Here is a 14,082-nt window from a genome sequence, read left to right on the forward strand (position 1 = left end):
ACACCCCCGTCCTACCCCTCCCCGCAAGGGGGAGCAGGCGTCGAGTAAATTCATGCTGCGTCTCATTCTCTCCCGCCTCGTCTCGCTAGCCGTCACGCTGCTTGCCGTCTCGCTGGCGATCTTCCTCATCATGGAAGTCCTGCCGGGCGATCCGGCCGCCATCATGCTCGGCACGGCCGCGCGTGAGGATACGCTTGCGGCTCTGCGGCAGGAGCTCGGGCTCGATCAGCCTGCGCTCGTGCGCTACCTGCAATGGATCGGCGGGATTCTTCACGGCGATCTCGGCACGTCGATCACCTACAAGATGCCGGTCGCCACTCTCGTGGCCGAGCGCATGAACGTGACTCTGCCGCTGAGCCTGCTCGCGATTCTGATCTCGACCGCACTTGCACTTCCGCTCGGGGTTGCAGCCGCGGCGCGTCGCGACGGGCCGGTGGATCGCGCCGTGCTGGTGTTCAGCCAACTCGGTGTGGCCGTTCCGAATTTCTGGATCGGCCTTCTGTTCATCCTCTTCTTCTCGACTTGGCTCGGCTGGTTTCCCGCCGGCGGTTTTCCCGGCTGGAGCGCCGGAATCTGGCCGGCCTTCCAAGCGCTTCTGCTGCCCGCTGTAGCGCTCGCCCTGCCGCAGGCGGCTGTGCTCACCCGCGTTACACGCTCCGCGACTCTCGAAGTGATCGGCGCCGATTTCGTGCGCACGGCGCGGGCCAAGGGCGTCGACAAGGGCGGGACCCTGCGCCGTCACGTGGTGCCGAATGCGCTCATTCCTGTTACGACGATCCTCGGGCTGCAGCTCTCATTCTTCTTCGGTGGCGCAATCCTTGTCGAGAACGTGTTCAACCTGCCGGGCCTCGGACGATTGGCCTATCAGGCGCTCAACCAGCGCGATCTCGTGGTGATCAAGGACATCGTGTTGATCTTTTCCGGACTTGTGATCGTCGTGAATTTCCTCGTCGACATCGGCTACGCCATTCTCGATCCGCGCTTGAGGGGTCGGTCATGAGCAAGCGCTCCCGCATCCCACTGAATTCTGCCCTCATCGTCGGCGGAATTCTCACCGCGCTGCTCATTGCCACCGCGCTCGTGTCGCTCGTCTGGACTCCGGAAGTGCCGACGCGCGTGCGCGTCGCCATGCGCCTAAAAGGCCCTGGCGAAGTGGGACTTCTCGGCACCGATCATTTCGGCCGCGACGTCGCTTCGCTTCTCATGGTGGGAGCATGGAACTCGCTCGCCATCGCTTGGCCGGCGGTTCTCCTGGGCGCAGCCATCGGCACCGCCATCGGCTGCGCCGCGGCCGCGTGGAAGGGTCTCGCCGATGAGATCGCCATGCGCGTCTCGGACGTGGTCTTCGCCTTCCCTGCCGTGCTTTCCGCGATCATGATCGGCGCACTGGTGGGCTCGGGTCCGCTTGCGGCGATCCTTGCGATTGCCGTGTTCAACATTCCCGTCTTCGCCCGCGTCACGCGCGGCGTCGCACTCCAAGTCTGGACGCTCGATTACATCGCAGCAGCCCGCGCCATCGGCAAGCATCCGCTGCGCATCACCTGGGAAGACGTGATGCCCAACATCGCGGGCGCGCTCATCGTCCAGGTGACGATCCAACTTGCACTCGCGATCCTGACGGAAGCGGGCCTGAGCTATCTCGGCCTCGGCGTGCGTCCGCCCAATCCGAGCTGGGGCCGGATGCTCAGCGACGCGCAGACCTATCTCTCGCAGGCTCCTCACCTCGCCATCGCGCCCGGCGTCGCCATCGCACTTTCGGTGCTGGGTCTGAACCTCTTAGGCGACGGCCTGCGCGATGCGCTTGATCCGACGTTGAAAGGGCGAGGCGCTCCGGCCTAAAGCTCAGGCGGACATCGTCTTGTGCACGTCGCTGAGGATTTCGTAGGAGCGCAGGCGCTTGGAATGGTCATAGATCGCGGCTGCGACCATGACCTCGTCGGCGCCGGTCTGTGCGATGAAATTCTCCAACCCGTCCTGCACCGTCTTGGGCGATCCGACGAAGGAGCACAACAACATGTTCATGGCCTGCGCCTTCTCGCTGGGCGTCCAGTAACTTTCGATGTCGTCGATGGGCGGCTGGAGCTTGCCGCGGGCGCCGCGGAACAGATTAGTGAAGGATTGCTGCGCCGAGGTGAAGAGATGGCGCGCCTCGTCATCCGTATCGGCGGCGATCACATTGACGCCGACCATGGCGTATGGCCGGTCGAGTTGGACTGATGGCTGGAAACGCTCGCGATAAACCTGCAGCGCCTGCATCAGGGCGCCGGGCGCGAAATGCGACGCGAAGGCGTAAGGCAAACCCAGCATCGCGGCGAGCTGCGCCCCGAACAGGCTGGAGCCGAGAACCCAGATCGGCACGTTCGAACCCGCTCCCGGCACCGCCCGGATCGCCTGATCCGGCTGCACGGCTCCGAGCAGAGCCTGCAATTCGAGCACGTCCTGCGGGAAAGTATCGGCGCTGGTGGGGTCGCGACGTAGCGCACGAAGCGTACGCTGGTCGGTGCCGGGCGCACGCCCAACGCCGAGATCGATGCGGCCCGGGAACAAGGCGTCTAGCGTACCAAATTGTTCTGCGATCACCAGGGGCGAGTGGTTCGGCAGCATGATGCCGCCCGCGCCGACGCGCATGGTGTTGGTGCCGCCGGCCACATGGGCGATCACGACACTCGTCGCAGCACTCGCGATGCCGACCATGTTGTGGTGCTCGGCAAGCCAGTAACGATTGTAGCCCCATCGTTCAGCGTGCTGGGCCAGATCAAGCGTGTTGCGCAAGGCATCGGAAGGTGTGAAGCCTTCAGGAACGGGCGCGAGATCGAGGACCGAAAAGAGAGGCATGGCGAGGCAGCTTTCTGGTTGCTTCTGCGCTTGAGCCGCAGAGACTTATCAGATCAGGTCTGCGGGTCCTCAATGCAAGTCACGGTCCGCACCGTTGAGCTCAACTGAGCCGTGCGCGGGATGCAGCGAAAAGAAAACCCGGCACTGAAGGATCAGCGCCGGGCTCTCAATCAAGTCACGGCAAAATGCTTAGCCGCGGGTGCGGGCGCGGATCATGTAGGTATCGAAGGCGTATTCGGCGACTTGGAACCAGAGGTATTCTTCGTTGCGGAAGGCGCGGATCGAGTCGATCACCTTCTTGAAGTCCGCATTCTGCGCGGAGATCTCAGCATAAACCTCATTCGTCGCCTTGTAGGCGGCGTCGAGGATCTCCTGCGAGAACGGGCGCAGCTGAGCGCCGGCGCCGACGAGGCTGCGCAGAGCGGCCGGATTCTTGGCGTCGTACTTGGCGAGCATGTCCATGTTGGCGGCCATGCAGGCGGATTCGAGGATCGCCTGATAGTTCTTCGGCAGGGATTCCCACTTGCCCTTATTGAACAGGAAGTGGATCGTCAGGCCGCCCTCCCAGAAGCCTGGATAGTAGTAATACGGCGCAACCTTCTGGAAGCCGAGCTTCTCGTCGTCGTACGGGCCGATCCATTCGGCCGCATCGATGGTGCCGCGCTCGAGCGACGGATAAATGTCGCCGCCGGCCACCTGCTGCGGAATGACGCCGAGCTTCTGCATCACCTGCCCGGCGATACCGGCGATGCGCATCTTCAGACCCTGCAGGTCCTGGAGCGTCTTGATCTCCTTGCGGAACCAGCCGCCCATCTGGGTACCGGTATTGCCGCCGGGAAGGGCGTAGAGGTTGTGCTTGGCCATGAACTCGTTCACGAGGCCGATGCCGCCGCCGTGGTAGTTCCAGGCGTTGAGCTGGCGGGCATTGAGCGTGAACGGAAGTGCCGCTGCTGCCGCGAAGGTCGGGTCCTTGCCGACGTAGTAATAGGCCGCCGTATGGGACATCTCGACCGTACCGGCAGCGACCGCATCGGCAGCCTGGAAGGTGCCAACGATTTCACCGGCCGAGAACGGCTGGATCTGGAACTTGCCGTCGGTGGCTGCAGATACGTACTTCGCCAAAAAGTCGGCGCCGCCATAGATGGTGTCGAGCGACTTCGGGAAGCCGGAGGTCAAACGCCAACGGATTTCCGGGCTGGACTGAGCAATGGCGGGCTTGGCGACGGCGCCTGCGGCAAGGCCGGCGCCAGCCGTGGCGAGAAAATTGCGGCGTTTCATGAGTGCCTACTCCAGTTCGAGGGCATGTCGCGCTTTTGAGAGAGGCTCGGTAACAAGGGATGGCTGAGCCCGAGTAAAGTTAGACGAAAGGCGAAGTTCGCATAGCTGCGTCCCTGGCAACCGGATAGCCCTCCCTCCTGTTCCGTGGGCTGCCTCCACCTCAAACCGTTGATTTGACGGAGATGTAGCGGACTCCGACGAACGAGGCGCCAGCTGAATGGCATCGCCACAAATTGCCCGGGCATGATTTCTATGCAACGGGTCCCTGCCAAGCTTGCATGAGAAGCATGACGAGGGGCAGCTAAATCTAAAGAGGCGCTACCCGATTTGAGCTTATCGATCGCCTCTTCAGGCTTGATTAAATGAAATGATATAACATATAGCATATGATATAAAGTAGATGAACTTAATCATCATCGCGAAAAATAATTCTCATAAATAAACTATGAGAATCTTGTAGCAATTACTTTGTGAAGCATCAGTATTACGAAAGCATACCCCTTACGAGTCATCGGATTATTTATCCCTGGCCACAGATTTGCCACAGTCATTAAATGAGTTTTACCCGAGCAAGGGGAAGGGCCAACGCGCTCTTATAGGCCGATGAACAAGACGCTTATTTTGCTTGGAGCCTCCATCGTCACGCATGGGATGATGTTTAGCGGTGCGGAGGCCCGGCTGGTCCGCTATGAGATCAACGGAAAACAGTACTCCTACAGCACCAACAACCGCGCCCAGACTGCCGAGGCCAAGAAGCGGATTGCGGCGGCGAAGGCGGCAGAAGCTGCGAAAGCAAAGGCCGAGGCGGAAAAGTCCAAGTACCCTCTCACTGCGGCCTTCGGCTCATCAGCGCAGAGAGAAGCCTCAGAGGCGGAGGAGCGACTTCAGAAACTCCTTTCCGGGCCGCCTGAGTACATGGCGGTTTCGGAACCTGCCCGCGAACCTGCCGACGTCTCCGACAAGAAGCCCCAGGACAAGCCGTCTCGTCCAGCTTCCATCGCCAAGGCTCCGCAAAAATCCATCGTCGTGGTCCGGGCACCGGCCAGCCCGACGCGGGTAGCGCCTCCAGTGGCTCTCGTCATCGCCGAACCGGTCGATCCGGAGCGTCAGACAAAGGTGAAGTCCGTCTCCTTCGATATCCAGTCCGGCATCAAGACGACGGTCATGATCGACGGTACGATCGAGGAGGAGCCGTTTGACAGCAGCGCTCTATCCTTCCTCGCTCCCGAACCGGAGAACACAAACAGTCTGATGGCTTTCGTGAAACAGCTGCGCAAAGTCGCGCCTGAGGAAACGACCGGTTCGATCGTAACCAGCGTGGCCGAACCGGAGGACGGCTCTTTGATCCGGCATCGCTAGTTTTCAGATCAGCATCAACCGCGAATGTCTGACACGCCCGGCTCTAAAATCGTGAGTCGGGCCCGGCTGCAATCGATCTCAGCCATCACGCCATAGGGCAGTGTGGCGATCGGATCAGTGTGCCCGAAATCGCACTCGGCCAGAACCGGAAGGCTTTCCAGGCCTGCCTCAGCAAGCGCACGCACGACTGCCTCTTCCTGCTCGCTCCTGTATGTCTCATCTGTCTGGCCGCCGGGACGGCCGAGAACGATCCCGGATAGCCGGGACAGGATGCCCTGAGCAGCGAAATTGCGCAGCCAGCGCAGGACCAGATTTGCCGGCGGCGCCTCCTCGGAGGTCTCGTAGAAGAGGATCGCTCCGTTCCAGTAGTCCAGCGGCGGCCACCAATCCGAGCCTTTCAGCATCTCCAGAACCTCGGCGCATCCGCCGATGAGATGCCCGCGCATGGTACCGGTTCCCTGCAGAGTTCGCGGTCCCGTCGAGGGCATCAGCGTTCTGCGGCGGTTTTGATTCTCAGGGTCTTTCCAAGGTAGGTGCTCGACGGTCCACCCTTCCCTGTTCGGTTCGATCTCGCCGATAGGCGCCGTTTGAAAGATCGCCTTGCGCAGGGAGTTCTCGGCATAAGCATGCATGCCGCCGTTCTCGGCGAAGCCCGTCATGATCGTCGGACCGTAAAAGGAGCCGAGGCCTGCCTTGAGACAGCCGAAATGCAGGACGGTTGGATCGGAATAGCCGAGGAAGATTTTTGGATTGTCCGCGATCACGTTCAGGTCAATATGCGGGATCAGACGAATCGCATCGTCACCGCCGATGCTAACAATGATACCTTTGATCGACGAATCCGCGAAAGCGCGGTTGATGTCCTCAGCCCGTGCCTGCGGATTCTGGTCGAGCCAAGCCGCCTCACGCAACGCATGGGGCATCTCGACGAGTTCGAGACCAAAGGCTTCCGCCAAGTACTTCTTGCCCGCCTCATAGCGATGAGGAAAAGTGGCCGGCCCGCCCCAACTCGTCGAGACTATAGCAACGCGATCTCCTGCCCGAAGAGCTTGCGGCCTTATGAGGGGTCGCGAAAAATTTTTGGTATTCATCGCAGAAGAGCCCCGGGCACAGCATCGACGATAACCTGATGGACATTTCAGCCGCCAGGCTCCAAAGCCCTCTTTAACAATCTCGCATGAGCATCAAGGAGACGGCATGGTTGTCAAGGATAGCAACGGGGCCACCCTCAACGAGGGCGATTCCATTCAGGTCATTAAGGACCTGAAGGTGAAGGGCTCGTCCACCGTGGTGAAAAGAGGAACCGTGTTCAAGAACATTCATTTGACGGATGACGAAGGTGAGATCGAGTGCCGGTCAAGCCAGATCAAAGGCCTCGTGCTCAAGACCAGCTTCGTGAAGAAGGTTTAAGAGCCCTCTCCTTCCAGCCCCACTTTCCGGCCTTGCAGGCCGCCGGGGACGACATCCGGCTGCTATTCCCGGCCAGAGCGAAGGGGCAGGAAAACCAATCCCACAAAGTATACATCATCTGGATTAATAATGCGGCGGCGGAGGTTCGGGTGCGGATGGCCCGCCCGCATTGTCCTCGACCTCCTGAACGCGGTCGAGGAGCTCGTTCAGCTGCCGCTTCAAGCTGTCGATCTGCTTCCACTGGGTGATGACGGTCTGGTTCAGATCCTCAATCACCTGATCCTGATAGGCGACACGCACCTCGAGCGCTTCAATGTGGGCCTCAAGATCACTCATCGGATGATCCTATCTCGCCCCGCTGCTCCAGGAGTCCGTGACCGAGCGCAACCCGCTCGTCGAAGACGAAGCATCCGCCGTTCCAGCGGCTCTCCGCTTCCGAAACCTCTTCCAGGTATTTGAGGATGCCACCCTTGAGGTGGAAGACCTCCTCGAAGCCCTGGGCGAGCATGTAGGAGCTGGCCTTCTCGCAGCGGATGCCGCCCGTGCAGAACATGGCGACCTTCTTATGCTTCGCCGGATCGAGTTCGTTCTTCACGAAATCCTTGAACTCGCCGAAGCGGCTGATCCGGGGATCGACCGCTCCTTCGAAGGTGCCCATCTCGACCTCGAAATCGTTGCGTGTGTCGAGCAGCACGATGCCGGGCTCGTCCAGCAACCTGTTCCACTCGGCCGCCGTCACATAGGTCCCGACCCGGCGCGACGGGTCGGTCTGCGGATCGCCCAGGGTCACGATCTCCTTCTTGAGGCGCACCTTCATCCGCTTGAACGGCATCTCGGCCGCTGTCGAGAACTTCAGCTCGAGATTGTCGAGACGACCCTTAAAGAGCATACCTTCTTGCAGCTCGGCCACGAGGGCATCGATGGCCTCATCGTCCCCGGCCACAGTCCCGTTGATGCCTTCATGGGCGAGCAGAAGCGTGCCCTTGATCCCGAGATCCAGGCAAAGCTTGTGCAGCGGATCCTTCAACTCCCGGAAGTCAGGCAGCGGGACGAACTGGTAGAGAGCGGCAACTTTGTACGTCATGGCTGCTGTTTATCAGCAGCCTTCACGCGAAGAAACCCATGCCCCCAGGCCTCGATGTCGCCCCGGATGCATGGGCTCAATGGATCCCCTTCCCTCGCCTACGGCTCGCCGGGGATGACAGCGTGGCGCTAACCGTGGTGTCATTCCCGGCCGAAGCGACGCGGAGGGGAAGGGAATCCAAATCCCGTCAAAGCTTCGGCCAAGGCCGCTTATCCCCGCACATCTCCTCCCAGGCCTGAGAGAGCCGCAGCACACCCACATCGTCGAAGCGGCGGCCGATGATCTGGAGACCGATGGGGAGGCCCGCCTTCGTGAAGCCGGCATTGACGGAGGATGCAGGCTGGTCCGACATGTTGAAGGCGACCGTGTAGCCGATATGCTCGAACGGCTCCTCCGGATTGTGGATGGGCGATGCCAACTCGGCAGAGTAGGCAACGCAGGGCGCCACCGGCGAGATCACGAAGTCGAAGCGGTGCGTGGCGGCAACGGCGGCATGCCGCATCGCCAGCATCTGATTCATGCCGTGATAGACTTCCGCACCCGTCAGCGCCTTACCGCCCTCGGCCCATTGTAGGATGTAGGGCAGGATCTTCGCGCGCTCCTCATCGCTTAGCGGCGCCATGTCCATCCAGGCCCGCTGGCGCCAGAAGTCGTCGAGGCCATCGAGCATCTCACGGGTGCTGAAGGGCGGCGCCTCTTCGACGATGGCGCCGGCGTCCTCGAATGCCTTTGCTGCACTCTCGACCGTGGCGCGGACCTCCGGATCGAGCGTCATGCCAACGCCTGCCTGCATCATCACGCCGATCTTCAGCCCCTTGATGTTTATGCCAAGATCGAGCCAGGGCAGATCCTGGTAAGGCAGGCTCATGGGATCTCGCACATCGGGACGCGTGAGGCTCGTCATCATGAGAGCGGCGTCACGCACCGTGCGCGTCATCGGCCCGGCCACGCGGCCATAATAGGCCGGGTCGATAGGAATGCGGCCGAAGCTCGGTTTCAGGCCGAATACGCCACACCAGGAGGCCGGCAGGCGGATCGATCCGCCGATATCGGTGCCGATATGGAACGGTCCATAGCCGGCCGCCGCCGCAGCGCCCGCGCCCGCCGAGCTGCCGCCCGGGTTCTTCGACAGATCCCACGGATTTCGCGCCAGCGGGTGAAAGCTCGAAAGACCAGACGAAAGCATCCCGTAATCCGGCATGGTCGTCTTGGCGAGAATGACCACGCCATCCTCGCGCAGGCGTGCTGCCGAGGGGGCATCCTCTGCAGCCGGGATGAGCGGACGCGCCGCCGTGCCGAGCGGCACCGGCGTGCCCTTGGTGGCGATGTTCTCCTTGATCGTCGCGGGAATGCCGTCGAGCGCCCTCGCCTCCCCGTTCATCCAGCGCTGCTCCGACGCCTTCGCATCGCGAAGCGCCGCATCCGGATCGAAGGCATACAGAGCCTGGAGTCTCGGCTCATAAGCATCGATACGTGCAATCACAGCCCTCGTGACCTCGACAGGAGATACCGCCTTGCGGCCATAAGCTTCGAGAAGCTGAGGAGCGGACCAATCGGCCAAATCTGCCGGTGAATTGCCCTGTGTCTGATACGAAGACGATTGCGTACTCAATGCGAAATTCTCCTCAAGGAATCGGCCGCAGCCATGCTGGATTCTTCCATGAGACCGGTAAACCGGTTTTGTCTTTGATCATGTGCATGGGCCCATGACATCAACGCAGAGGCAGGCCAGGAAGGCGTCCGTAAGCGCTTGCGGCGTCATACTCTTTGGAGGCATGTCCGTCAGATTCCGGCACAAAGCGGAGCCCCTATAGTTTCTCCGCAGCCGACCGCCTTCCTGTGAGGCGTCCCCTCAGAGCCTGAGCCGTCTGTTTATAAGTAATGTGCGAAATTGCACATCTTAAGGTTGTGTTATTATTATCATGAGGAGATGCTCGGTTCTCCGACCGGGGATCTGCAACACGGTGATACCCTGCCATGAAGAATGGTGCGAAGGCTGCCATTCACCGAAGAAATCGGCTCCTCGCCGCTTTGGAGCCGGACGATTATTCATGGCTCGAACCTCATCTCGAAATCGTGGATTTGCCTCGGGGCAAGGTCATCTATCAAAGCGGCGAGACCATCCGGCATACCTACTTCCCACATGATGCCGTCGTTTCTCTGGTCACCGTGCTGCAGAATGGCGGATCCGTCGAGATGGCGGTATTCGGCAAGGAATCTGTCTTAGGCTTCGTGAGCGCGCTCGTCACCCGGCAATCGTTCGGCCGTTATATCACCCAGATTTCCGGCAAGGCATCTCGCGTTGCTTTGGATCGGCTGAGCGACGCCATCGACCAACGCCCCAAAATACGCAGGGTGCTGTTCCGATACACAGAAGCCCTTTTAGCCCAGACCCTCCAGACCGTTGCCTGCAATGCTGTGCACGGTGTGGAAGCCCGATGCTGTCGCGCGATTCTGAGCACCCACGACCGAACCGACAAGGACGACATCCCTCTCACCCATGAAACTCTGGCCGAGATGCTCGGGGTTCAGCGCTCGACAGTGAGCAGCGTCACGAGTGCGCTCCAGCGGATGGGTCTGATTAGCCAGGGTCGGGGAACGATCAGGATTACCGACCGTGCCGGGCTCGAGGAAACGGCCTGCGAGTGCTACCACGCGATCCATCAAAGCTTCGAAAGGCTCCTGCCGGCAGGCCACAAACGGACTGAGCCAAGCGCGAGTTCTCGCCTTACCCCGGCAAAGCATCGAAACACAGTGGCTTGATCGGAAAGAAAGATTTCTTCTGGTTTTGTCGGGTTCCCAACAGACGGAGTAACCCTACCTTAGTACCTTCAAACCCTATTAACGAAAAGTTAATATGAGGGACGAGATGAGCGATACTAAGTTTCATAACAATGAACCTAATAACGGGGCTCTCCTTCCTAGAATGTACTCGCCCACCTACCAGCCGTTGCTTCAATCTCTCCTTGCGACCTTGGCCGATATCGATTTCGATTACGAAAAGGAACGCGAGAAGCTGAGCAACACCTCACCAGACACCAACATCAAGATCCGCGCTCTCGAGAAGCTGAAGGCCCGCCACTATGAGCGCCGGCAGCCTTACATCCAGCAACTCGCCGTCCTGCAGAAACGCATGATGGAATTAAGAGCGTAGTCAAACGTCTCATCATTCGGCGCGATCCAAACGCCAGCCGCCGAAGCCAAGAACAGTAATTCTCCAGGGGCATAAGCACTCAACGAGTCAGGTTAGATGGGTGCGTTCACAAGACCTGAGCACATACCAACTGCTCATGAGGGATTGTCGACAATGACTGAGGAAGAAATCGAAATCGTTGCGGAGGAACTGGCCAAGATCGGTGGCGTGACTTGGTATCCAGGACGCGAAAAAGGAACCCTCATGAGGGTCGTCTGCGACCGTTACCGCGATAGGGCCAGGGTGGCTATTCAAGCCCTTGAGCGCTATCGGGCCGGTCAGAAGGCCACCCTCGCGCAAGACAATAGCCAGGGCGAGATGTCCTCGAGCGGCGGACTGCCTTCATCGGTCCATGAGGACATCAGGCCCGGCACGACGGTCGTATACCGTCCGCCAGGTGATCGCAGAGCCTATTCCTGCCGGGTTGTCGAGATCGAGGGCAATCGTGCATATCTCGCCCCTATTCTCAGAGCCTGCACTGACTGGGTTTCCATCGAGCACCTCGTTCCAACACAGGAGCCCGACAAGGCTGCGGCAGGCGAATAAACCACCCTTAACACCATCCGGGCGGCTCCGTCAGGAGCCGCCCTTTGCTTTGCCCGAGCAAGTCTTCCCTCACTGAGTCAGCTTGCTGTAGCTGCCACCCTTCCAGACATTGATGTTGTATTTCGGATCCTTGATGTCGCCCTTCTCATCGAAGGTCACCGGCCCGAGCACCGTATCGACATTCGTGCTGCGCAGGGTCTTTGCCACGGCTTTCGGATCTGTGCTGCCGGCCTTGCCGATTCCTTCGGCGAGGGCCTGAACAGTCGCGTAGGAGAACAGCGTAAAGCCTTCCGGCGAGAAACCGATCTGCTTGAACTGCTCCAGCGCTCCCTTGGCCGCCTCGCTGTCACGACCGTCGGGCGGGAAGGTGAACAGGGTTCCTTCGGCCCCCGGGCCCGCCACAGCCCCGAATTCCGGCGTCGCGATGCTGTCTCCCATCATCAGCTGGAACTTGTAACCCTGATCCGCGGCCTGACGCATGATGAGGCCGGCTTCGGTGTGGTAGCCGCCGAAATAGAGGAATTCGACACCCTGGCTCTGGAGGCGGTTGACCACCGCCTTGTAATCCTTCTCGCCCGCGTTGATGCCCTCGTAGAGCACCTCCTTCACTCCGGCCCCATTGAGGGACGCCTTCACCACATCAGCGAGGCCTTTGCCGTAGGCGCTCTTGTCGTGGAGGATGGCGATCTTCTTGGTGCCGTAGTTCTGCTTGATCCATGGCCCGATGAACTTGCCCTGCGCATCGTCACGGCCATAAAGGCGCATGATGGTCGACCAGCCCTGCTCGGCCGCCTTCTCGGTCATCGCCGGATTGCTGGAGGCCGGACTCATCATCAGGACGTCCGCCTCGGCATAGACCTCGGAGGCCGGGATCGAGGAGCCTGAGCAAGCATGGCCGTCGACAAACTTAATGCCCTCGGCGACGATACGGTTGGCGATGGCAACGGCCTGCTTGGGATCGCAGGCATCGTCGTAGACGACAACCTTGACGGTCTTCCCGTTCACGCCACCATTCTTGTTGATGGCCTCTGCCGCGAGTTCGGCGCCGTGCTTAAGCTGCTCGCCGATGCTGGCCACTGCTCCGGTCATCGGACCGGCCACGGCGATGGTGATATCCTCTGCGCGAGCAAATCCGGTTCCCGCCAGCAGGGCCAGGACGGATAGGTGATAGGCGTACCCTCTCTTCATGGCTATGCCTCCAGCTTCATGCTTCGACACTTCAGGCCGATTGCAGCCGGAAGCGATCGAGCTTGAAACGAGAGATGTCGTTCGCAGGCGGTTTTCCAAGAGCGAGATCGGCCAGCACTTCCCCGATCACGCTTGCGAACTTGAAGCCGTGCCCGGAACAGGGCGAGGCCAGGACGATCCGCGGATCGACAGACGAACGATCGATCACGAAATCCTCGTCTGGCGTGCGGGTGTAGATGCAGGTCCGCATGGCCTTGAGCGGACCGTTCGCGTCCGGCATCGCAAGTGCCAGCATGCGCCGGATCTGCGCCTCGTCGGCGGGGCCACCGTCCTGAGTCAGGTCGTCGGCCGACGTGAGATAGGCACCTTTGCGATGAGAGGCGGTCTTGACGCCGGTGCCGGCGAAATCCGGGAAACCATAGCAGGCATCGTCTTCGGATTCGAGAATGAAGACCGGGCATCGATCCGGAGAGTAATAGGCTGGTTGCAGGGGCTCGAACCAGCCGAGCACCTGACGCGTCAGCTTGAGATGCGGCTTCAGCTTGGGCGCAAAATCACCGATCCAGGCACCTGCCGCAATGATCACGGACCCGGCCTCGATCTCGCCGGTTTCCGTTCGCACACGCACGCCGGAGCCAAGCGGCTCGATGGCCAGGACGCGGGTCTGCGTGCGAACCTCTGCGCCATGCCTTTCCGCCAGTCCGACGAATTGCTGGATCGCGAGTTCCGGCCGCAGGAAACCGCCCTCGGGCTGATACAGCCCTGTCCAATGGGACGGCACCTTGAAAGCGGGAAAGCGCCGGTTGATCTCGGCGGCGCTCAAAACCTCATGGTCCAGGCCATGGAGCCTGGATGCTTCGAGAGAGCCCTCGACGACCTGGCAGCCCGGATAGCCTGCCTCGAGGATACCGGTGACGGTGAGAATGGTCTGGCCGCAGAGCTGTTCCAACTCGCGCCACTTCTCCATCGCCCGGCGCGCCAGCGGAACATAGGATGGGTGCTCGAAATAGGAGAGCCGAATGATCCGGCTCTCGCCATGCGACGAGCCCTTGTCATGTCCCGGCTCGAACTGCTCGATGCCGATGACGCGCTGTCCCCGGCGAGCGAGGTTGAAGAGAGCGGCGCTGCCCATGGCGCCAAGCCCGATCACCGCCACATCGAACGTCGTCATCAACCTAACCTTTCAAGA

Annotated in this window: 15 protein-coding genes; 7 read left to right on the forward strand and 8 right to left on the reverse strand. The window is 60.6% G+C overall.

Features of this window, described 5'->3' with window-relative positions:
- Positions 1-52 precede the first annotated feature (52 nt).
- Positions 53-1,000, forward strand: coding sequence for an ABC transporter permease (locus tag JO965_RS17365; protein ID WP_203440237.1), 948 nt, complete (start codon positions 53-55; stop codon positions 998-1,000).
- Positions 997-1,839, forward strand: coding sequence for an ABC transporter permease (locus tag JO965_RS17370; protein WP_203440238.1), 843 nt, complete (start codon positions 997-999; stop codon positions 1,837-1,839). Before JO965_RS17365 ends, JO965_RS17370 begins: the two co-directional genes overlap by 4 nt.
- Positions 1,840-1,842: 3 nt before the next feature.
- Here the strand turns inward: JO965_RS17370 and JO965_RS17375 are convergent, their stop codons facing one another.
- Positions 1,843-2,835, reverse strand: a complete 993-nt coding sequence (locus JO965_RS17375; RefSeq protein WP_203440239.1) for an LLM class flavin-dependent oxidoreductase — start codon at positions 2,833-2,835, stop codon at positions 1,843-1,845.
- A gap of 189 nt (positions 2,836-3,024) precedes the next feature.
- Positions 3,025-4,113 (reverse strand): TRAP transporter substrate-binding protein, encoded by a 1,089-nt coding sequence (locus JO965_RS17380; protein ID WP_203440240.1) that lies wholly within the window; start codon positions 4,111-4,113, stop codon positions 3,025-3,027.
- 603 nt (positions 4,114-4,716) lie between these two features.
- On the opposite strand from JO965_RS17380, the gene JO965_RS17385 reads away from it, so the two are divergent.
- Positions 4,717-5,472 carry a hypothetical protein gene (locus tag JO965_RS17385; protein ID WP_203440241.1) on the forward strand — a complete coding sequence of 252 codons (756 nt, stop codon included), beginning with the start codon at positions 4,717-4,719 and terminating at the stop codon, positions 5,470-5,472.
- 14 nt (positions 5,473-5,486) lie between these two features.
- On the opposite strand, the gene JO965_RS17390 is transcribed toward JO965_RS17385, so the two are convergent.
- Positions 5,487-6,563 (reverse strand): S66 peptidase family protein, encoded by a 1,077-nt coding sequence (locus JO965_RS17390; RefSeq protein ID WP_203440242.1) that lies wholly within the window; start codon positions 6,561-6,563, stop codon positions 5,487-5,489.
- A gap of 106 nt (positions 6,564-6,669) precedes the next feature.
- On the opposite strand from JO965_RS17390, the gene JO965_RS17395 reads away from it, so the two are divergent.
- A complete protein-coding gene (locus JO965_RS17395) occupies positions 6,670-6,882 on the forward strand; it encodes an alkylphosphonate utilization protein (RefSeq protein WP_203440244.1) in 213 nt (70 codons plus the stop codon).
- Positions 6,883-7,005: 123 nt separating this feature from the next.
- Here JO965_RS17395 and JO965_RS17400 read toward each other — a convergent pair whose 3' ends face one another.
- From JO965_RS17400 to JO965_RS17410, 3 genes are all read right to left on the reverse strand, one after another.
- Complete coding sequence (locus JO965_RS17400; protein WP_203440246.1) at positions 7,006-7,218, reverse strand: SlyX family protein; 213 nt, start codon at positions 7,216-7,218, stop codon at positions 7,006-7,008.
- The gene (locus JO965_RS17405; protein ID WP_203440248.1) at positions 7,211-7,966 is read right to left on the reverse strand and encodes a rhodanese-related sulfurtransferase; all 756 of its coding nucleotides are present in this window, start codon (positions 7,964-7,966) and stop codon (positions 7,211-7,213) included. Before JO965_RS17405 ends, JO965_RS17400 begins: the two co-directional genes overlap by 8 nt.
- A 187-nt stretch (positions 7,967-8,153) precedes the next feature.
- The gene (locus JO965_RS17410) at positions 8,154-9,578 is read right to left on the reverse strand and encodes an amidase (RefSeq protein ID WP_203440250.1); all 1,425 of its coding nucleotides are present in this window, start codon (positions 9,576-9,578) and stop codon (positions 8,154-8,156) included.
- 365 nt (positions 9,579-9,943) lie between these two features.
- On the opposite strand from JO965_RS17410, the gene JO965_RS17415 reads away from it, so the two are divergent.
- From JO965_RS17415 to JO965_RS17425, 3 genes are all read left to right on the forward strand, one after another.
- Positions 9,944-10,729 carry a Crp/Fnr family transcriptional regulator gene (locus JO965_RS17415; RefSeq protein ID WP_203440251.1) on the forward strand — a complete coding sequence of 262 codons (786 nt, stop codon included), beginning with the start codon at positions 9,944-9,946 and terminating at the stop codon, positions 10,727-10,729.
- 106 nt (positions 10,730-10,835) lie between these two features.
- A complete protein-coding gene (locus JO965_RS17420; RefSeq protein ID WP_203440252.1) occupies positions 10,836-11,120 on the forward strand; it encodes a hypothetical protein in 285 nt (94 codons plus the stop codon).
- A gap of 153 nt (positions 11,121-11,273) precedes the next feature.
- The gene (locus JO965_RS17425) at positions 11,274-11,705 is read left to right on the forward strand and encodes a hypothetical protein (protein WP_203440253.1); all 432 of its coding nucleotides are present in this window, start codon (positions 11,274-11,276) and stop codon (positions 11,703-11,705) included.
- A gap of 69 nt (positions 11,706-11,774) precedes the next feature.
- Here the strand turns inward: JO965_RS17425 and JO965_RS17430 are convergent, their stop codons facing one another.
- Positions 11,775-12,893 carry an ABC transporter substrate-binding protein gene (locus JO965_RS17430; RefSeq protein WP_203440254.1) on the reverse strand — a complete coding sequence of 373 codons (1,119 nt, stop codon included), beginning with the start codon at positions 12,891-12,893 and terminating at the stop codon, positions 11,775-11,777.
- 31 nt (positions 12,894-12,924) lie between these two features.
- On the reverse strand, positions 12,925-14,064 hold the full coding sequence (gene solA, locus JO965_RS17435; protein ID WP_203440255.1) for an N-methyl-L-tryptophan oxidase: 1,140 nt from the start codon (positions 14,062-14,064) through the stop codon (positions 12,925-12,927).
- Positions 14,065-14,082: the final 18 nt, after the last annotated feature.

The sequence above is a fragment of the Microvirga sp. VF16 genome (assembly GCF_016864375.1).
GTDB lineage: Bacteria > Pseudomonadota > Alphaproteobacteria > Rhizobiales > Beijerinckiaceae > Microvirga.

Coding starts and splice junctions, on each gene's coding strand:
- JO965_RS17365 (WP_203440237.1), top strand. CDS start 53: ATGCTGCGTCTCATTCTCTCCCGCCTCGTCTCGCTAGCCGTCACGCTG.
- JO965_RS17370 (WP_203440238.1), top strand. CDS start 997: ATGAGCAAGCGCTCCCGCATCCCACTGAATTCTGCCCTCATCGTCGGC.
- JO965_RS17375 (WP_203440239.1), bottom strand. CDS start 2,835: ATGCCTCTCTTTTCGGTCCTCGATCTCGCGCCCGTTCCTGAAGGCTTC.
- JO965_RS17380 (WP_203440240.1), bottom strand. CDS start 4,113: ATGAAACGCCGCAATTTTCTCGCCACGGCTGGCGCCGGCCTTGCCGCA.
- JO965_RS17385 (WP_203440241.1), top strand. CDS start 4,717: ATGAACAAGACGCTTATTTTGCTTGGAGCCTCCATCGTCACGCATGGG.
- JO965_RS17390 (WP_203440242.1), bottom strand. CDS start 6,563: ATGAATACCAAAAATTTTTCGCGACCCCTCATAAGGCCGCAAGCTCTT.
- JO965_RS17395 (WP_203440244.1), top strand. CDS start 6,670: ATGGTTGTCAAGGATAGCAACGGGGCCACCCTCAACGAGGGCGATTCC.
- JO965_RS17400 (WP_203440246.1), bottom strand. CDS start 7,218: ATGAGTGATCTTGAGGCCCACATTGAAGCGCTCGAGGTGCGTGTCGCC.
- JO965_RS17405 (WP_203440248.1), bottom strand. CDS start 7,966: ATGACGTACAAAGTTGCCGCTCTCTACCAGTTCGTCCCGCTGCCTGAC.
- JO965_RS17415 (WP_203440251.1), top strand. CDS start 9,944: ATGAAGAATGGTGCGAAGGCTGCCATTCACCGAAGAAATCGGCTCCTC.
- JO965_RS17420 (WP_203440252.1), top strand. CDS start 10,836: ATGAGCGATACTAAGTTTCATAACAATGAACCTAATAACGGGGCTCTC.
- JO965_RS17425 (WP_203440253.1), top strand. CDS start 11,274: ATGACTGAGGAAGAAATCGAAATCGTTGCGGAGGAACTGGCCAAGATC.
- JO965_RS17430 (WP_203440254.1), bottom strand. CDS start 12,893: ATGAAGAGAGGGTACGCCTATCACCTATCCGTCCTGGCCCTGCTGGCG.
- solA (WP_203440255.1), bottom strand. CDS start 14,064: ATGACGACGTTCGATGTGGCGGTGATCGGGCTTGGCGCCATGGGCAGC.